Annotated in this window: 18 protein-coding genes, 1 tRNA gene, 1 pseudogene and 1 riboswitch; of the genes and pseudogenes, 12 read left to right on the top strand and 8 right to left on the bottom strand. The window is 65.2% G+C overall.

All coding sequences use genetic code 11. The features are described from left to right. Window position 1: 1 nt before the first annotated feature. On the top strand, window positions 2-1,039 hold the full coding sequence (locus tag B2W22_RS19875; RefSeq protein WP_286939320.1) for a LysR substrate-binding domain-containing protein: 1,038 nt from the start codon (window positions 2-4) through the stop codon (window positions 1,037-1,039). Here the strand turns inward: B2W22_RS19875 and B2W22_RS19870 are convergent. From B2W22_RS19870 to B2W22_RS19860, 3 genes are read right to left on the bottom strand one after another with little or no spacing between them, the layout of a single operon-like run. Continuing rightward, window positions 1,036-1,824 carry an ABC transporter ATP-binding protein gene (locus tag B2W22_RS19870; protein WP_286939319.1) on the bottom strand — a complete coding sequence of 263 codons (789 nt, stop codon included), beginning with the start codon at window positions 1,822-1,824 and terminating at the stop codon, window positions 1,036-1,038. The genes B2W22_RS19875 and B2W22_RS19870 overlap by 4 nt on opposite strands. After that, window positions 1,812-2,582, bottom strand: a complete 771-nt coding sequence (locus tag B2W22_RS19865; protein WP_175124152.1) for an ABC transporter permease — start codon at window positions 2,580-2,582, stop codon at window positions 1,812-1,814. The genes B2W22_RS19870 and B2W22_RS19865 overlap by 13 nt, the downstream gene beginning before the upstream one ends. Before the next feature lie 18 nt (window positions 2,583-2,600). Then, a complete protein-coding gene (locus tag B2W22_RS19860; protein ID WP_286939318.1) occupies window positions 2,601-3,599 on the bottom strand; it encodes an aliphatic sulfonate ABC transporter substrate-binding protein in 999 nt (332 codons plus the stop codon). 202 nt (window positions 3,600-3,801) lie between these two features. Here B2W22_RS19860 and B2W22_RS19855 point away from each other — a divergent pair, with 202 nt between their 5' ends. The 4 genes from B2W22_RS19855 to B2W22_RS19840 all read left to right on the top strand — a co-directional run bounded on the left by B2W22_RS19855 (window position 3,802) and on the right by B2W22_RS19840 (window position 7,363). Continuing rightward, window positions 3,802-4,989: an NAD(P)/FAD-dependent oxidoreductase gene (locus B2W22_RS19855; RefSeq protein WP_286939317.1), complete on the top strand. Its 1,188-nt coding sequence runs from the start codon at window positions 3,802-3,804 to the stop codon at window positions 4,987-4,989. Then, window positions 4,973-5,614 carry a HutD family protein gene (locus B2W22_RS19850; protein WP_286939316.1) on the top strand — a complete coding sequence of 214 codons (642 nt, stop codon included), beginning with the start codon at window positions 4,973-4,975 and terminating at the stop codon, window positions 5,612-5,614. The genes B2W22_RS19855 and B2W22_RS19850 overlap by 17 nt, the downstream gene beginning before the upstream one ends. A 67-nt stretch (window positions 5,615-5,681) precedes the next feature. Next, complete coding sequence (locus B2W22_RS19845; protein WP_175185127.1) at window positions 5,682-6,431, top strand: electron transfer flavoprotein subunit beta/FixA family protein; 750 nt, start codon at window positions 5,682-5,684, stop codon at window positions 6,429-6,431. Then, the gene (locus B2W22_RS19840) at window positions 6,431-7,363 is read left to right on the top strand and encodes an electron transfer flavoprotein subunit alpha/FixB family protein (RefSeq protein WP_286939315.1); all 933 of its coding nucleotides are present in this window, start codon (window positions 6,431-6,433) and stop codon (window positions 7,361-7,363) included. The genes B2W22_RS19845 and B2W22_RS19840 overlap by 1 nt, the downstream gene beginning before the upstream one ends. A gap of 90 nt (window positions 7,364-7,453) precedes the next feature. Here the strand turns inward: B2W22_RS19840 and B2W22_RS19835 are convergent, their stop codons facing one another. Next, on the bottom strand, window positions 7,454-8,467 hold the full coding sequence (locus B2W22_RS19835) for a LysR family transcriptional regulator (protein WP_175124158.1): 1,014 nt from the start codon (window positions 8,465-8,467) through the stop codon (window positions 7,454-7,456). 32 nt (window positions 8,468-8,499) lie between these two features. After that, window positions 8,500-9,303 carry an N-formylglutamate deformylase gene (gene hutG / locus B2W22_RS19830; protein WP_175138903.1) on the bottom strand — a complete coding sequence of 268 codons (804 nt, stop codon included), beginning with the start codon at window positions 9,301-9,303 and terminating at the stop codon, window positions 8,500-8,502. 266 nt (window positions 9,304-9,569) lie between these two features. On the opposite strand from hutG, the gene B2W22_RS19825 reads away from it, so the two are divergent. Both B2W22_RS19825 and B2W22_RS19820 read left to right on the top strand, forming a co-directional pair. Then, window positions 9,570-10,253, top strand: coding sequence for a MarC family NAAT transporter (locus tag B2W22_RS19825; protein WP_279975433.1), 684 nt, complete (start codon window positions 9,570-9,572; stop codon window positions 10,251-10,253). Between the two features lie 254 nt (window positions 10,254-10,507). Then, complete coding sequence (locus tag B2W22_RS19820; protein ID WP_286939314.1) at window positions 10,508-10,741, top strand: hypothetical protein; 234 nt, start codon at window positions 10,508-10,510, stop codon at window positions 10,739-10,741. 32 nt (window positions 10,742-10,773) lie between these two features. On the opposite strand, the gene B2W22_RS19815 is transcribed toward B2W22_RS19820, so the two are convergent. Beyond that, window positions 10,774-12,060: an LLM class flavin-dependent oxidoreductase gene (locus B2W22_RS19815; RefSeq protein WP_175124161.1), complete on the bottom strand. Its 1,287-nt coding sequence runs from the start codon at window positions 12,058-12,060 to the stop codon at window positions 10,774-10,776. Between the two features lie 228 nt (window positions 12,061-12,288). Further along, a riboswitch (TPP riboswitch) is annotated at window positions 12,289-12,395 on the top strand. A gap of 100 nt (window positions 12,396-12,495) precedes the next feature. On the opposite strand from B2W22_RS19815, the gene B2W22_RS19810 reads away from it, so the two are divergent. The 5 genes and pseudogenes from B2W22_RS19810 (at window position 12,496) to B2W22_RS19790 (ending at window position 16,502) form a co-directional block, all read left to right on the top strand. After that, window positions 12,496-13,947, top strand: a complete 1,452-nt coding sequence (locus B2W22_RS19810) for a sodium:solute symporter family protein (protein ID WP_175124162.1) — start codon at window positions 12,496-12,498, stop codon at window positions 13,945-13,947. Between the two features lie 101 nt (window positions 13,948-14,048). Then, window positions 14,049-14,717 carry a DUF6088 family protein gene (locus B2W22_RS19805; RefSeq protein ID WP_286939313.1) on the top strand — a complete coding sequence of 223 codons (669 nt, stop codon included), beginning with the start codon at window positions 14,049-14,051 and terminating at the stop codon, window positions 14,715-14,717. 26 nt (window positions 14,718-14,743) lie between these two features. Beyond that, window positions 14,744-15,391, top strand: a pseudogene (locus B2W22_RS19800) (nucleotidyl transferase AbiEii/AbiGii toxin family protein); the annotation flags it as partial. A 122-nt stretch (window positions 15,392-15,513) separates the two neighbouring features. Then, window positions 15,514-15,789 (top strand): hypothetical protein, encoded by a 276-nt coding sequence (locus B2W22_RS19795; protein ID WP_254595000.1) that lies wholly within the window; start codon window positions 15,514-15,516, stop codon window positions 15,787-15,789. Between the two features lie 14 nt (window positions 15,790-15,803). Further along, complete coding sequence (locus B2W22_RS19790) at window positions 15,804-16,502, top strand: metallophosphoesterase (RefSeq protein WP_175124164.1); 699 nt, start codon at window positions 15,804-15,806, stop codon at window positions 16,500-16,502. Window positions 16,503-16,651: 149 nt separating this feature from the next. On the opposite strand, the gene B2W22_RS19785 is transcribed toward B2W22_RS19790, so the two are convergent. Beyond that, window positions 16,652-16,727, bottom strand: a tRNA-Ala gene (locus B2W22_RS19785). A 70-nt stretch (window positions 16,728-16,797) separates the two neighbouring features. Continuing rightward, window positions 16,798-17,580 carry an exodeoxyribonuclease III gene (xth, locus tag B2W22_RS19780; protein WP_286939312.1) on the bottom strand — a complete coding sequence of 261 codons (783 nt, stop codon included), beginning with the start codon at window positions 17,578-17,580 and terminating at the stop codon, window positions 16,798-16,800. Window positions 17,581-17,891: the final 311 nt, after the last annotated feature.

Raw genomic sequence — 17,891 nt, 5'->3', positions numbered from 1 at the left:
GATGTCCGATTTCTCTACCCGCACGCCGCCGCTGGCCGCGTTGCGCGCCTTCGAAGCCGTGGCCCGTCTGGGCAGCCTGAGCCGTGCGGCTGCCGAGCTCAACGTCACGAAAAGCGCCGTCAGCCATCAGTTGCGCGCCCTGGAAGCCGACCTGGGAACATCGCTGCTGCGCCGGGGCGGCACCGTGCGGCGCGCCGAAACCACGGAAGCGGGCGCTGCGCTACTGGCTTCCGTACAACAGGCCTTGACCCTATTGGAGACCGCCTGCCGCAATGTCCGGGCCAGCGCCCGCGGCAAGCGGCGCTACACCCTGAACGTGTCCGCCAACCCGTCGCTGGCCGCGCTGTGGCTGGCGCCGCGCATCGGCCGCTTCATCGAACTGCATCCGGACATCGACATCCAGGTCTACCTGCACGCCAGCCAGGATCCGGCCTGGAAAACCCAGGACATCGACCTGGCCTTCCTGCACGTGCGCGCGATGGGGCCGCACATTGCGGCGCCGGGCGACATTCCGCTGATGACCGAAACCGTGGTGCCGGTGTGCAGTCCGGCGCTGGTGCCCGAGGCCGACCGCAATGACCCGCGCGTGTTCCCGCGTCACCGCTGGCTGGAAGAAAAGCACATCGACAGCCCCGAGACCGATTGGCGCACGTGGGGACCCCGGCTGGGGATTGCGCCGGATGACTGGCAGGATCCGATGGTGCTGAGCGGCTTGAGCACCGTGGTGGCCGCGGCGGCGGCCGGGGTGGGCATCGCGCTAGGCCGCGCGCCGCTGATCGACGAAGACCTGGCAAGCGGCCGGCTGGTGCCGCTGATGCCGCATCTGCGCATGCCGGGCTCGTGGGGCTATGTCATGCGCATCCACGCCAACCGGCCGATGGATCCGTCATTGCCCGCGCTGGTGGAGTTTCTGGCCGAGGAAGGCCGCAGCACAGGCGCGTGGCAAAGCCCCGACGGCGTATTCGGCAGCCTCGCCCCGCATGACGTTCACGCCGACCAGCAGGATCGTCCAGCCGGATCGCGCACGCGGCGCGGTTAATCGGCCGTCAACTCCATGCTGCGCGTCACTTCCTCCTGCACGCGCTCCCAGATCGCCCGCTTCAGTTCCACGAATCGCGGCGACAATTGCACGTCCGCGCTGCGCGGATGCGGCAGGTCGTTCTGGATGTCCTGCACGATGCGGCCGGGCTTGGAACCCATGACCGCCATCCGCGTCGACAGGGTCAGCGCCTCGTCGATGGAGTGCGTGATGAAGACGATGGTCTTGCCGCTCTGCTCGTAGATCGACAGCAATTGGTCCTGCAGCACCTGCCGGGTCATCGCATCAAGCGCCGCGAACGGCTCGTCGAACAGCATCACGTCCGGGTCGTTGGCCAGCACGCGCGCAATCGACACGCGCTGCTTCATCCCGCCCGACAGCGCGTGCGGATACTTGTCCGCCGCGTGCTTCAGGCCCACCATCTCGATGAACTTGCGGGCGATCGGCGCGCGCTCCTGGCGCGACATGCCGCGCATCTTCAGGCCGAACTCCACGTTCTCATGCACCGTGCGCCACGGAAACAGCGCGTACTGCTGGAACACCATGCCGCAGGCGGCGGTCACGTCGGTGACCTTTTTGCCGTTGATCTCCACCGACCCCGTGTTGGGCGTGATGAAGCCCGCCATCAGGTTCAGCAGTGTCGATTTGCCGCAGCCCGAGGCGCCCAGCAGCACCAGGAATTCTCCGCGCTTGACCTCCAGGTTGACCTTGTCCAGCACCGGCACTTCGCCATAGGCCTTGGAGACGTCCGTCAGCCGGATCATCGTGTCGTTCATCGCTGCCATGCCAGCACCCATCGTTCAAGAAGCCGCAAACACAGATCGGTCACCAGCACGGTGAAACTGATCAGCACCATGCCCAGCACCACGGTGTCGGTCTGGAAGAATTCCTTGCCGTTCATGATCATGAAGCCCAGGCCTTCCTTGGACGCCACCAGTTCGGCCGAGATCACGCAGGTCCAGGACAGGCCCAGGATGATCTTCATGCCCGACAGGATCTGCGGCAGACAGCCCGGAAACAGCACCTCGCGCATGACCTGCCAGCGGTTGGCGCCCAGGTTGCGCGCGGCGCGCACCAGCACCGGGTCGATGCTGCGCGAGGCCTCCATCACGTACAGCAACGCGGGCACGAAGGACCCCATGAACACGATGCTGTACTTCTGCGTTTCGGTGATCCCGAACCACAGCAGCGACAGCGGAATCCAGCTCATGGACGGCAGGGGACGCAGAAACGAGATGATGGGATCGAAGACGGCGCGCGCCACCTTCGACGTGCCCAGCAGGATGCCCAGCGGAATCGCCACGATCACGGCAGCCAGAAAGCCCACCATGACGCGGCGCGTGGAGGCCAGCACGTTGTAGAACAGCGTGCCCTGGTCGGACATGGAAAGCGCGCGCGCCAAGACCTGGGACGGCGCGGGCAGGAAGATGGGATCGACCGCGCCGGCACGGCACAGGCCTTCCCACATCAGCAGAAAACCCAGCAGCGAAAACACGCTGACCCAGAGCAGGCGCGTTTCGCGGGATGACGAACGTGTGGACATAGGCAGACTGTCCCGGGTTTAGAGGTACGAGGACTGGACCCAGTCCTTGACGGTGGGCGCGCGGTCGATCTGCTTGAGCGACACCAGCATCTCAGCCAGCTTCTGCATGCCGTTCACAAAGTTGCCGGGCTCGATCATCAGCGCCTTCTGGTCTTCAGCCGAATACCACTGCGTCTGCTTGATAACGGCAAGCTGCTCGTCCTTGGACAGCCCGGTCAGTTCCAGCAGCACGCCGGCCGCTTCCTCGGGCTGGTTCGTCAGCATGGCGTTGGCCTGGAACACTGCCTGCAGGAATTTGCGCACGGCGTCTGGGTTCTCCTTGCCCAGCTTGGCGTGCGTCAGCAGCACGTCGGGTCCGGGCGTGATGGCGTATTGCTTGTAGAGCGAGAACGCGGTGTCGTCCAGCAACACGTGCGTGTCCGGCACGGCCTTGATGCGGTCAAACGCCGGCGTCCACGCCACGGCCGCGTCGATCTGGTTGCCCTGGTAGGCAGACAGCAGGTTGGTCGCGGGCAAATTGATGATCGAGACATCGCGATCGGGATTCAGGCCGGCCTGGCGCAGCACGTCCAGCAGCAGCACGTGGGCGCTGGAGGCGTACGTGACGCCGATCTTCTTGCCCTTCAGGTCGGCAACGGATTTGACGTTGTCGCGCACGAGCACGCCTTCGGCACGGCCGAAGTTGTTGGGGGTGGCGATGACCTGGAACTGGCGCGCGCCCGCGGCCATCAGCGCCAGCGACGACACCACGCCGGTGCCCGCCAGATCGACGTTGCCCGCCATCACCGCGCTCATGCGGTCCGACGACGTGGCAAAGCTCTGCCACTTGATGTCCAGACCCTGCTTGGCGAACAGCCCCGTCTTCATCGCGATGTAGGCGGAGTAATGGCCCAGCCAGGCCGAGCCGCCATAGGTGTAGGACGCGCCGGCGGCGCGGCCGATCATCGGAAAGCCCAGGGCGCTTGCGCCCGCAAGTGCAGCGGTGCGCACCAGCATGGCGCGGCGATTCATGTTCATATTTTCCCCTACTTGAATGTAGATTGACCGATAGATTCCATGTCGCCGGCACTCTGGGGTGCGGCAGACGAGACTTTCGCCCGAGCGCCTGGCGGCGGCATGAATATAAGGAGCGGCGATGGTCAACATCAGCGGCGCTTAAATTTCTGCAGCTCCGAAACGGCGGGTCCACACTCGCCGCACTTGTCCTTGGAGCCTTGTCGTGAAAAGTTTTGACGTGATCGTGATTGGTGCCGGCGTGATCGGCAGTTCGGTGGCGTTTCACCTGGCCGAACTCGGTGCGAAGAACGTGCTGGTGCTGGACCGCGAGACCATCGGTGCGGGCACCACGTCGCAGTCGTCCGGCATCCTGCGCACGCACTATTCCGTGCGCGAGAACGTGGAGCTGGCCCAGCGTTCGTGGAGCGTGTTCAACAATTTCGCCAGCTATCTGGGCGACGATGAGGCCTCGTGCGGCCTGGTCAAGTGCGGCTACCTGATCACCGCCGCCGACGACGACAAGCTGGAACCGTTGCGCGGCGCGCTGGCGCAGCAGCAGGCGCAGGGCATCGCGCTGGAATTGCTAGATGCGACGCAGGCGCGTGAGCTGCTGCCCATTGCGTCCTTCGACAACGCCGCGCTGATCGGCTATGAGCCCGAGGCGGGCTTTGCGGACGCGTATCTGGTGGCCACCAGCTTTGCGCGCGGCGCCCGCCGCCGCGGCGTCACCATCCGCGAAAACGTCAACGTCCAGCGCCTGATCATCGACAACGGCCGCGTGACGGGCGTGGTGACGTCCGAAGGCGACTACAGCGCGCCGCTCGTCATCAGCACGCAGAACATCTGGACGCCGGAACTCGCCGGCTGGACCGGCGTGGCGATGCCCGTCGTGCCGGAGCGCCACGCCGTGCTCGCGCTGGAATGCGACGCGGCGCCCTATACGTATTCGATGCCGGTCTTCAAGGACCTGGCCTCGCCCGGCATGCTGTATTGCCGCAGCTACGGCGGCAACCAGATGCTGGTCAGCGAAGGCATCGTCGGCGAGGCGCTGCAAAAGAGCGACGCCGAGCAGGGCGACATTCCGCTGGACTACGTGGCCGAGGTCGGCGCGCAGGTGGCGGACCGCTTCCCCGCCTATGAGACCGCCGGACTGGCATCGTCGTGGACCGGTGTCTACGACGTGACGCCTGACTGGAACCCCGTGCTGGGCCGTGTGCCGGGGGTCGAAGGGCTGATCGTGGGCTTCGGCTTCTCGGGCCACGGCTTCAAGCTCTCGCCCACCGTGGGTCGCGTGCTGGCGCAGGAAGCGCTGGGTCTGGCGACCGACGTGTCGCTCACGCCTTACGAATTGGGGCGCTTTCAGCGCGGCGCGCTGTTGACCGGGAAGTACGGCCTTGGCGCAGTCTCCTGATCCGCGCGGTCCGGTGCAAGCCAGCTGGTTGGCGCTGCCGCCCGAGCCGTGGAAGAACGGCGGGGGTGTCACGCGCACGCTGGTGGCCGACCCAGCCGGACGCTGGCGCGTCAGCATCGCCGATATCGAACGCGACGGCCCGTATTCACGGTTTCCCGGGTATGACCGCGTGTCGGTCGTGCTGGCGGGCGAGGGCGTGATGCTGCAAGGCGAGGGTGTGGCCGTGCCGTTGCGGCTGCGTGAACCGGCTGTGTTTGGCGGCGATGCGTTGCTGCAATCCACGTTGGTGGGCGGACCGGTGCAGGTGCTGAATCTCTTTGTCTTGCGCGGCGGTGCGAGGGCGTCGGTGACCTGTTCGGGGTCGGCGTCCGGTTGCTGCGAGGTCGGCGCGTTGCCGGCCGGCGCGGATGGGCTCGAGGTTACGCGGGTGCGGGTGACGGCGGGGGCATACGAGATAACGCGCAGCGTGGAAATGCCGGGCGTCGATTCGCCGGGCGTCGACACGCCGGGCGTCGATACGCCGGGCGTCTGTACGGCGGGCGTCGCCACCCCCGGCGCCCCAGCCACGCAAACCGACTTCACCGTGATCCTGGACATCACGGTCCAGAAAAGCTTCCCGGACTGACCAAACTACAGCCGTCCCAGTCACAACCCGGGGCGTCCGTTGATTCCTTTCACTCAGGAGTGTTTCCATGAAGGTACTTGCCGCGGTCAAACGCGTGGTTGACTACAACGTCAACGTGCGCGTCAAGGCCGACCAGAGCGGCGTGGACATCGGCAACGTGAAGATGTCGATGAACCCGTTCGATGAAATCGCCGTCGAGGCAGCCGTGCGCCTGAAAGAGCAGGGCGCGGCTGCTGAAGTCGTGGCCGTGTCGTGCGGCACGGCGCAGTCGCAGGAGACGTTGCGCACCGCGCTGGCCATCGGCGCCGACCGCGGCGTGCTGGTGCAGACGGATGCCGCCTTGCAGCCGCTGGAAGTCGCCAAGCTGCTGCGCGCCGTCGTGGTCAAGGAAGCGCCCGCGCTGGTGATCCTGGGCAAGCAGGCCATCGACGACGACGCCTGCCAGACCGGCCAGATGCTGGCGGCCCTGCTGGGCTGGCCGCAGGCCACCAACGCCAGCGCCATCGCCATCGGCGACGGCACGGCGCGCGTGACGCGCGAAGTGGACGGCGGCCTGGAAGTGGTGGAACTGACGCTGCCGGCCATTGTGACGGCGGACCTGCGCCTGAACGAGCCGCGCTATGTCACGTTGCCCAACATCATGAAGGCCAAGAAGAAGCCGCTGGATGTGGAAACGCCGGAGGCGCTGGGCGTGGACCCGGTGTCCCGCCTGCAGACGCTGCGCGTCGAAGAGCCGGCGGCGCGCGCACCCGGCATCAAGGTCGCCGACGTGGCCGCGCTGGTCGACAAACTGAAGAACGAAGCCAAGGTGATCTGATGACTGTCCTTGTTATTGCCGAACACGATAATCGGGCGCTGAGTGGCGCCACGCTCAACGCCATTTCTGCCGCGGGCAGGCTGGACATGCCGGTCCACGTACTGGTCGCGGGCGATGGCGCGCAGCCGGTGGCCGAGGCGGCTGCACGGGTCGCCGGGGTGGCAAAGGTGCTGCTGGCGCAGGCGCCGCAGCTTGCCAATGGCCTGCCGGAAGCCGTGGCCGCGCAGGCCGTGGCGGCGGCCGCCGGCTACTCGCACGTCTTCCTGGCCGCGACGGCGCAGGGCAAGAGCGTGGCGCCGCGCATTGCCGCGTTGCTCGATGTGGCGCAGGTGTCGGACGTGATAGAAGTGCTGGCGCCTGATACGTTCAAGCGTCCGATCTACGCCGGCAACGCGATCGCGACGGTCAAGAGCGGTTATCCGGTGGTCGTGGCCACGATCCGCCCCACGGCATTCGATGCGGTGTCTGCCGAAGGCGGCAGCGCCACGGTGGAAGCGGTCGAGGCCGTGACGGCGGCGGGCCAGTCGCGTTTCATCAGCCGCGAGATAGCGGTGTCAGAACGCCCCGACCTGGGCGGCGCGCGCGCCGTGGTGTCGGGCGGACGCGGCCTGGGCAGCGCGGAAAACTTCAAGCTGCTCGATCCCCTGGCCGAAAAGCTGGGCGCGGCGCTGGGCGCCTCGCGCGCTGCCGTCGACGCGGGTTATGCGCCGAACGACTGGCAGGTCGGCCAGACCGGCAAGATCGTTGCGCCGGACCTGTACGTGGCCGTCGGGATTTCGGGCGCGATCCAGCATCTGGCGGGCATGAAGGATTCCAAGGTCATCGTCGCCATCAACAAGGACGGCGACGCGCCGATCTTCGGCGTGGCGGATTACGGGCTGGTGGGCGACCTGTTCGAAGCCGTTCCGGCGCTGACGTCCTCGCTGCCGTGATGGATGCGGCGTTGGCGCCGCAGAACGCGCCAACGCCGCAGGCAGCCCTTCGCTGCCGAACCCCGCGTTCGGGGCGCCGCGGGCGTTACGTCAACGCCGCAGGCTGCGCCACAGCGTGGCCGGCGGCAGCCCCAGCGCCGGGGCCAGTTCCTTCTGGATCAGGCGCTCCATCGCCATCAGGATCACGTCGCGCGCCTCGGCGGGCAGCTTGCCCACCTCCTGCTGGCGCGCGGCCAGATACAGCGTGCGCGACAGCGCGGGATCGTCGGCCCGCGCCGCGCCCAGGAAGGGCGCCAGCGGCAGCACGCGCAACTGGTCCAGGAAATGGCGCGACTGCCAGATGCACAGCGGCGTGCTGATGCCAAAGCCCAGCCCGGCCGTGACCAGGCTGAGCAGCGGATCGGTATTGTCGAATTCGTAGGTCCGCTCGATCATCACGCCGTGCGACTCGACCAGCCGGTCGATCTCGGCGCCGATGAACGAACGCGCGCTGTAGCGGATGAACTGGGCGCGCTGGCCCAGTTCCTTCAGCGTGTCGATCCGGTCCATGCTCATCGAGCGCGGCACGATCAGCACGTAGGGTTCGCTGAACAGACTGTACTTGCGGATGGTGGGCCTGCCTGCCGATGCGCTGGTGGTGACGACGAGGTCTAGCTGCCGGTCTTCCAGCTGCTTGTCCAGCACGGGCGTGATGCCCGACCACAGCCGGATCTGGCGCGACGCGCCGGACAGGCCGTGGATCAGGGTCGGTCCCAGCGTGCCGGCAAACGAGTCCACGCAGCCGAAGCGCACGATGTTGCGCTTGGCCCGGCTAAGGTTGCGCACGCTTTCCGTCATGTCGCCGGCCTGCGCCAGCAGCCGCGCGGCGTGTTCGAACAGCAGCTCGCCGGCCGGCGTGGGCCGGGCAGGGCGGGTGCTGCGGTCCAGCAGTTCGGTCGACATGGCGGCTTCAAGCTGCTTGATCCGCTGCGACACCGCCGCCTGCGAAAAACCCAACAGCCGCGCCGCGCCCGAGACCGACGCCGCTTCCACCACCGCCACCCACGTCAGCAGCAGGCTCCATTCCGGATAGTTTTCCGTGCTGGTGAACGAAAAGCGGTTCATGGCGTGGGCGTCCGGCGGCGTTTCAACAGGGCTTAGCGCTGGCGCGCCGTGGTCTGGCGCAGCGCGGCAGTCACCATGCCTTCGACCACCGGAATGACCTTGTCGGCCAGATCGGGGCGATAGCCGTACGGGTATGTTTCGTCCATGTAGGTGGACTGGCACATCTCGAGCTGGATGGCGTGCACATTGTCAGCCGGCGAACCGTAATGGCGCGTGATGTAGCCGCCCTTGAAACGGCCATTGACGGCCCAGGTGTAATCCTTGCAACCGTTCAACTGTTCATGCACGGCGGCCAGGATGTCGGGCGCGCAGGAGGCGCCGTCGGACGTGCCGATGTTCAGGTCGGGCAGCTTGCCCTCAAAAAGGCGCGGCAGCACGCTGGCGATCGAGTGCGCTTCCCACAGCAGCACCGTGCCGTGCTCGGCCTTGATGCGGTCAATCTCTTCTTGCAGCTTGGCGTGATAGGGCTTCCAGTACGCCTCCAGGCGCTGGGCGCGTTCCGCGTCGGTCAGCACGGCGTCGTTCTGGTAAAGCGCATCGCCGCGAAAGGCCTGGGTGGGGCACAGGCCGGTCTTGGTCTGCCCGGGATACAGGCTTTCGTCGTTGGGCGGGCGGTTCAGGTCGACCACGTAACGCGAATAGCGCGCGCCCAGCACGGACGCGCCCAACGCCTGGGCGAACTGGTACAGGGTGTCCAGATGCCAGTCGGTGTCGCCGGATTGCAGAGCTACGTCCGTCATGTGCGGACGCTGCGCGTCGGGAATCTGGCTGCCGAGGTGGGGAATGGAGATCAGCAGCGGGGCGGTGCCGCGGCTGAATTGAAAGAGGTCGGTCAAGAGGAAACTCCGGGTGGCAATGGCAATGCGCCGCGGCAGAGCCGCAGGCAACGGGCGCTTGTATGCTAGGCAGCACGGCCCGCTGCGGGAATTGCATCAGTTTAATGGATGCTGATGATTAGCCGCGCCGATGCTCATTCCGATGGCCGCGGCGTGGTCACGATGAGCGGCGTTCTGGGTCGCGCTGGTCAGCCGCTGCCCGTGGACCGAGTTGCTGGGCCGCGGGTGAGGTAGAGTAGACGGCGCGCACACTCTAGCGAGCGGACATGATTGATGAACTGATTCAACTGGGCAAGCTCGTCAGCCTGGGTCTGGCGCTGATGCTGCCGCTGGCCAATCCGCTGACGTCCATGACGCTGCTGCTGTCGCTTGGCCAGCAGATACCGTTCAAGGAACGGCAGAAGCAGGTGACCCAGGCGGCGTTCTACGTGGTCGGGATCATGCTGGTGACCTACTACGCCGGCGCGCTGCTGATGCACACCTTCGGCATTTCCATCCCCGGCCTGCGCATTGCGGGCGGATTGATCGTGGTCAGCATCGGCTTCAGCATGCTGTTTCCGTCGGACCAGCCGCGCGCCCTGGAGGCCGAGGCCGCGGCCGACGCGCAGGAGCGCCAGAGCCCCAACATCGCATTCGTGCCCCTTGCCCTGCCCGGCACGGCGGGACCCGGCACGATCGCCATGATCATCAGCGGCGCATCGTCGGTCGATTCGGCCATTGCACCGGACTATGCGCGCTGGGTGGTGGGCGTGGCCCCGGTCATCGTGTTTGCGCTGCTGGGGCTCTTGTTCTGGGTCTGCCTGCATTTCGCGGGCCGCATCGTCGCCGTCATCGGCAAGAGCGGTGTCGAGGCGATCTCACGCGTGATGGGATTCCTGCTGGTCTGCATGGGCGTGCAGTTCGTCATCAACGGCGTGTTGGAGATCGTGGAGAAGTTTCCCAACGTGTAGCGGGCATAGCGTCAGGCGGTCCGTCCTTGCCTGCCTGCGCTGCGCCGGGCAGTCCATAAAGTCACGCGGATTTTGATTTCACCCCGTTTCGTGAAGCTTGTAGAAACATAATCTACGCTACATTACATTTTTGATTTTTCGCCGTGGGCAGTCATGCTTGCCCGCGACGGCAGTTTTTGTATGTGCAACATCATTGAAGACAAGATCAGGCAGTGCGCGGTAGCCCGCGAATCCATCGCGGTCGGCGCGCCGAAGTGCCGGTCAAGCTCCTGCGGTACGGCCGCCGCAATCTGCAAGCGTGCGTCATGATGGCCTGGCTACCCTTGATCGTGTTGGGGCTGGTGGTCAGCGGCGTAGTCACCGCCTTGATGCGCGAGCCGGGCGTTCGCCTTTACGACTGGATCGCCACCCGTGCTCGCCGGCCGCAACCGGCTGCCCGGCCGCGTGTCCCCGAAACCGAACGCGAACCATTGACCCAGACAAGCTGATCGGCACGCTTTTCGGTCCGGCGTCTGCCCTCTCAGCGGCCCGGTCGTTCCAGGCCCAGATGCCCGCGCAGCGTGGCGTGTTCGTAGTCCTTACGGAACAGCCCGCGCTGTTGCAGCACCGGCACCACCTGCTCCACAAAGTCGTCGATGCCGCCCGGCAGTGACGGGGGCATCAGGTTGAAGCCGTCGGCGCCTTCATTCCTGAACCAATGTTCCATCCGGTCCGCGATCTGCTCCGGCGTGCCCACCATCGTGCAGTGCCCGCCGCCCGCGGCCAGCCGGCCGAGCAACTGGCGCACGGTGGGCTGCTCGGTTTCGATGATGCGCAGGATGGTGCCGTAACGGCCCTTGGGACCTGTGAACTCGGGCAGCGGAGGCAGGGGCGGCACGGGCGCGTCCAGTTCCCAGCCCGAACAATCCTGCAGGACGAACGTCCCAAGTTGGCGCAATGAGGCGTCCGCGGGCAGGAGTTCGTCCAATTCGCGCTGCTTGGCGCGGGCCTCGGCTTCGGTCGAGCCGACATAGGTCACGAGGCCCGGCATGATGGGCACGAACGCGTCGCGGCCAGCGGCCCGGACACGTTGCTTGATGTCGCGGTAATAGGACTGCGCGGCGGGCAAGTCGTAGGCCACGGCATAGATGGCTTCCGCGCGGCGCGCCGCCAGATCGCGGCCCTGATCCGAGGCGCCCGCCTGGAACAGCACCGGATGCCCCTGCGGCGGTCGCGGCACGGTAAGCGGGCCGTCCACCAGAAAGTGTTCGCCATGGTGATCTATCTTGTGCAGGCGGTCCGGCACGCCGAAGTGGCCGTTGCGGTCGATGACCAGCGCGTCGTCGTCCCACGAGTCGAACAGCCTCAGCGCAACGTCGACAAATTCCTCGGCGCGCGCGTAGCGCCAGTCGTGGCCGGGCATGGCTTCGTAGCCGTGATTGCGCGCCTCGGCGTCGAACATCGAGGTAACCACGTTCCAGCCCATGCGGCCGCCGGAAATGTGATCCAGCGAGGCCACCATGCGCGCCGCATGAAAGGGCGTGAAGAACGTGCTGGAAACCGTGCTGATCAGGCCGATGCGGGTGGTGGCGCGGGCGATCGCGGCCATCGTGGTGAGCGGTTCGAGATACCAGCGCGGCCCGTCGCCGATGTTGTCCATCGACTGGCCGTCGGCAAAGAAAATGGCGTCGAGCTTGCCGCGCTCGGCCGTGCGGGCCAGGCTTTCGTAGTAGCTGATGTCGCCCAGCCGCTCGGCCGCCGAGTCCGGGTGGCGCCAGGCCGCGCGATGGTGGCCGCAGCCGAAAATGAACAGGTTCAGGTGCATCATGGCGATCAGCTCGTCGATTGCGTCATCAGTTGCGTCATTGATTGCGTCATTGATTGCCGCGTCCGGCACGCCCGCAGGTGCCGCAAGCGGGCGAACTTAGCATAAAACGGCGGGCGGGCGCGGTTGCGGTGGGCGGGGCTTGCGCGGCCGCGGCGCCTGCCCGGCATGCCCGGCCCAACGTTTCTCACGCCGCGCGTTGACATCGCCGCGCCGCTCTCCTAACCTTGCGGCAATTCCTGGGGGAGCCCTGTACGGGCTGAGATTCCGCGTCTATGCGGTAACCCTTTGAACCTGATCCGGGTAATGCCGGCGAAGGGAAGGACACCGCAAGTCTCTCGCGCGCCCTCCCTGATTCCATTCATCTCGCGGCTCCCTGACGGCGGGCCGCCGCGTTACGCGTCCGGCCTCAGGCCGCCCGCGGGAGGACCGACCTTCATGTTGACCCAAACCACCGCCCTGGTATGGCTGCTGCTGTTCTCGGGCGGCTTCGCCGTGGCCAGCGTGCTGTACACCCGGCGCAAGCGCGGCACCCTGGAAGACTACATCGTCGCGCGCAACAGCCAGGGGTCGTTTGGCACGATCCTGACGCTGATGGCGTCCACGCTGGGCGCATGGATTCTCTTTTCGCCGGCGCAGGCCGCAACCTGGGGCGGGCTGGCCGCCGTGATCGGCTACGCGCTCGGGTCGATGTCGCCGCGCCTGGTCATGATTCCGCTGGGCCGGCGCATGCGCGAACTGATCCCGCACGGTCACACGCTGACCGAATTCCTGATGGCGCGCTACGGCCGGCCCATGTATGGCCTGGCGCTTTTCATCATGCTGTTCTACCTGTTTATCGCGCTGTCGGCCGAGGTTACCGCCATTGCCAAGCTGGTCGCGATGCTGGCGCCCGTGCCCCTGTGGGCCACCGCCGCCATCGTGATGGGGACGACCTTGCTCTACACCACCTACGGCGGCCTGCGCTCGTCCATCTTCACCGATCAGGTGCAGATGATGATCATCGTGCCGCTGCTGGTGGTGCTGTGCGTCGTCGGCTGGCAGGCGGCCGGTGGCGCATTGCCCACCATCGAAGCCCTGCAGGCCAAGGCGCCGCAACTGCTGGACCTGACCGACCCGGTGGGCGTGAAGGCGGGGCTAACCTTCTTTGTCGCCATTTTGCTGACCGGCATCTTCCACCAGGGCAATTGGCAACGCATCTACGCCGCCCGCGACACCCGCACGATGCGCAACGGCTTTCTGCTGGGCGGCGTGCTGGTAGCGCCGTTCATCTTTTTGATGGGCCTGTTCGGCCTGGCGTTTGTCGGGTTGGCGCCCGAGGGCGACAGCTCGATTGCGCTGTTCAGCGTCATCATGCCGCACGCCCCGGCGTGGTTCGTCATCGCCCTGATTCCGCTGGGTCTGTCCCTGGTCATGAGCACCGCCGACACCGCCATCAGCGCGGTGTCCAGCATCATCGCGGTCGACCTGCGCCGCCTGATGCCCAACGCCGGCGGCGCCACCATGAAGCGCCTGGCGCGGTGGCTGGTGCTGCTGATGGCGATCCCCGTGATGATCGTGGCGTCGCAAGGCTACAGCGTGCTGTACCTGTTCCTGCTGGCCGACCTGCTGTGCTCGGCCGCCGCCTTCCCGGTGTTTTACGGGCTTTTCAGCCGCAAGCACGATGGATTCACGGCGACCACGGCCACCATCACGGGGCTGATCGCCGGCCTTTTCTTCTTCCCCGCGCCGGGGGACAAGCCGACCTTCCTGCTGGAATCGTTCCTGCTGGCGGCGTTTGTGCCGGTGGTGACGACGGTGCTGATCCGGCTGGTGATGCGCGGACGGAAGGAGTTTGATTTTTCGACGCTGAGCGCGGCGGTGCGGCGGTTGGATAAGGAGACGGTTTGAGAGGGGCGTAGTAATCACGCCGTCCGAAATTGGCCTACAAATTTCGGACAGATTTGCCGCCTGTCCGAAAAAGATATACAAATATCGGACAAGGATGCCCTATGAACGATATCAAGACTCAGATTGTGGCCAGCATGGAGGCCGCCAGGCCCGGCCATGTCTGGGGGCCGGCTGATTTCGCCCATCTGGGTGGCCGCGACGCGGTGGACAAGGCGCTGCAGCGCCTTGCTGCCGCGGGGAAATTGCGCCGGATCGACCGTGGGTTGTATGACCGGCCCAGAGTAAACAGCCTGACGAAAAAGGCCGCAGTCCCGGACTATCGCGCGGTGCTGGATGCGATCGCCCGTCGGGATCAGTTGCGTTTGCTGGTCGATGGCATGACCGCAGCGAACGATCTGGGACTGACTCATGCTGTGCCCGCGCACGTCACGATTCATACCGATGCTCGCCGGCGGGCCATCCGGTTCGACAATCTGGTGATTCAGTTCAAGCTCACTGCTCCAAGCCGTTTGTTTTGGGCCGGAAGGCCTGCAATGCGCGTTGTGCAGGCGTTGCACTGGCTCAAAGACACTTTGCCCGCCAACAAACCCAACATCCTCAAACGGCTGTCTGCCATCCTGGCAGACTCTCCTCAAGGAGCTGCCATTCGCCAAGACATATCGGCGGGATTCAGCACCTTGCCCGCGTGGATGCAGGACTTGGTCCGAGAATTGCCCGGTTGCACTCCACAGGTAGGTGCGCCCGAGGAGACAATGACGGTCTCCAGATAGCGCCAGTCGCGCAGTGGGACCTCGGCATGAATTTGAATTTCCAGACGGTCATTCAGGCGAGCGGCGCAGAGCGTCGCGGCTTGTTTCTGACCACGGCCGCGCGTTTGGGCACCGCCGTTCAACATGTCGAAAAAGACTTCTGGGTGTGCTGGGTCCTGGATGCCCTGTTCAACGGCTTGCCGTCCAAGGGGCCGCGTTTGCTGTTCAAGGGCGGCACGTCGCTGTCCAAATCATTCGGACTGATTTCGCGCTTTTCCGAGGACATAGACATTACGGTGTTTCGCCAGGATATCGGCGAGCCCATCGAGGTGTCGGACCTCCACGCCTTGAGCGGCAAACAACGCCGCGTCCGTCTCGATCGCATCCGCGACGCCTGCCGGCAATACATTGCCGAGGTGATGGCAGTGCATTTGGGCGAGATTGCAAATCGGATCATGCTCACCGACCAATTCCGTGTGGAGCTGGACCTTGAAGATCCCGACCGGCAGACGTTGCTGTTCTGGTATCCCGCCGTGACGTCTGCGGAGGGCGACTACATTCGTTCCGCTGTAAAGATTGAGGCAGGCGCCAAGTCGGCGTTGGACCCGCACGAGTCGGCCACCGTCATTCCTTATATCGCTGACGATTTGGCCGATCTGGACATGGCGGTGCGCGACGTCACAACCGTTAAGCCCGAGCGCACGTTTTGGGACAAGATCATCATCTTGCACGGGGCGCGCCAATGGCATGACCGCCGGGGGAGTTACGCCAGGGCGGGCAGCGGGTCTCGCGTCACTTTTACGACATCCACCGCCTATTGCAGCACCCGGACATCAGTACGTGGTTGGCCGACCAGGATTTGGCTCAGGACTGCGCGCTGCACGCGCGGATGTTCTTCGGCAGCGGCGATCTGGGGCTGGACCTGGCGCAGCGCGGCTCTTTCACTTTGGCGCCGTCGCAGCCCATGAGCGAATCGCTAGCGCGCGATTACGTGGCGATGGGAGGAATGGTTTTCGGCGCGCTGCCCGAGATCCAAGATGTGTTGCAATCCATTGGGACGCTGGAACAGCGCCTCAACGCCAGGGAAGGGTAAGGGTGAAAAGCCGCATGGAAGCAGCTCAAAGGTCCGGAAATCTGCGTGTAGAGCGCTTTGGTCTAAACACCAAAGGCCGCGATCTCGCCGTCGGCGACATTCACGGCCATTTCGGCCGGCTTGAAGCCGCGCTTGCCGCAGCCCGGTTTTCCCCTGAGCATGACCGCTTGTTCGCCGTCGGTGATCTCGTCGATCGCGGGCCAGAGTCCGCCGAGGTTCTGGCTTGGCTGGAGCGCCCCTGGTTTCACGCGATCTGCGGGAATCACGACCTCATGACGTGGCGGCGCGCCATGAACAACCCCATTCCCGACGTGGATCATCGCCTCCATGGCGGGGAATGGCTGGACGCGTGCGATGGCGACACCCAGGTCCGCATCGCTACATGCCTGAATGCCTTGCCGTTGGCCATCGAGGTGGAAACGCCGGGCGGTGTCGTCGGTCTGGTGCATGCCGACTTTCCCTATGACGATTGGCAAGCCATTCATGGCGCCGGCTTCAGTCTGGACGATGAAGACGCGTGCCTGTGGTCCATCGACCGCTATCGAATGCAATATGCCAAACCTGTCCGAAACGTCCGTGCGGTGGTCCACGGGCACATGACGCTGCGCAAGCCGGCGCAGTTGGGCAATGTGTATTACATCGACACGGGGGGTTGGCTGGACGGGGGGCGGTTCACGCTGCTGGATCTGCACACGTTGAAGCCTTGCCGGTGAAACGGTCAAGCGCCGTCGCGCTTGCCGTACAAATATTGCGGCTCCATAGGCGGGCTGTAGGTTCCACCTACGGGCCGTAGAGATTCTGCCCGTAGAAACAAAAAAGCCTTGGCACACAAAAAGTGTCCAAGGCTTTTCCGTCTGGAATTTGGTGGAGCGGAGGAGGATCGAACTCCCGACCTTCGCATTGCGAACGCGACGCTCTCCCAGCTGAGCTACCGCCCCAAATCAAGCAAGACCAGAAATATACAGGAATTCCCCCCGGCTGCGCAACACGCGTCGGCGCCGATATTTTTCAGACAAATGCGAGCGTGGCGATGACCGGCGCGTGGTCTGACGGTTGCTCGTTGCGGCGGGGTTCCTTGTCGATCACGCAGGCGGTGCAACGCTTGACCAGGGGGGCGGACAGCAGCACGTGGTCGATGCGCAGTCCGGCGTTGCGGCGGAACGCGAATTGGCGGTAATCCCACCACGTAAACGACTTTTCCGGCTGCTCGAACAGGCGGAACGAGTCGGTCAGGCCCACGTCGATCAGCGAGCGCAAGGCCTGGCGTTCAGGTTCGGACACCAGGACCTGGCCTTCCCACTTTTCGGGGTTGTGCACGTCTTCGTCGGCGGGCGCGACGTTGTAGTCGCCCAGCACGGCCAGGCGGGGGAATTGCTTGATCTCTTCAGCCAGCCATTTGCGCATGGCTTCAAACCATTCCAGCTTGTACGCGTACTTGTCGGACCCGACCGACTGGCCGTTGGGGCAGTAGGCGCAGACGACGCGCACGTCGCCTTCGGGGCTGGGGACGGTCAGGGCCAGGACGCGCTGCTGCGGGTCATCAAAGCCGGGGATGTTGCGCACCATCGTCGTGCCGGGCACGCGGGAAATGATGGCGACGCCGTTATAGGTTTTCTGGCCGGCCCACACAGCGTGGTAGCCGGCTTCCTTGAATGCCGCCTCGGGGAACTTGTCGTCGGTGAGCTTGAGTTCCTGGATGCACAGCACGTCGACGGGATTGGCGGCGAGCCAGTCGAGGACCTGTTGCAGGCGCACGTTCAGGGAGTTGACGTTCCAGGTGGCGAGTTTCATGTTTTGTTCAGATGTTTGTTTACGCGGCTCTCGCGGCATCGCGTCGGCGTGACGGGCCGAGGGCATCAAATCCGGCTTCGATGGCGTCGTTGAAGCGAGAGCAATTCGGGGGGGCGAGGCCGCCCCATGCAGATGCGGAATGATACCGCGCCGCCATGACGCGCTTTTTTGCCCGGCCTGCGCATATTGGCTGTCTGACACCCGCGGGAGGCGATCGCCAGTTCGGGGCAGCGTCTCATTGCGGTGTCAGACACCGGCCAGCGGAGCTCCACCGCCGCCGCAAGGTGTCAGACACGCACAAACAAAAACCC

Source organism: Achromobacter sp. UBA4530 (assembly GCF_002388205.1).
Lineage (GTDB): Bacteria > Pseudomonadota > Gammaproteobacteria > Burkholderiales > Burkholderiaceae_B > Achromobacter > Achromobacter animicus.
This window is presented reverse-complemented; position numbering and strand designations above follow the sequence as displayed.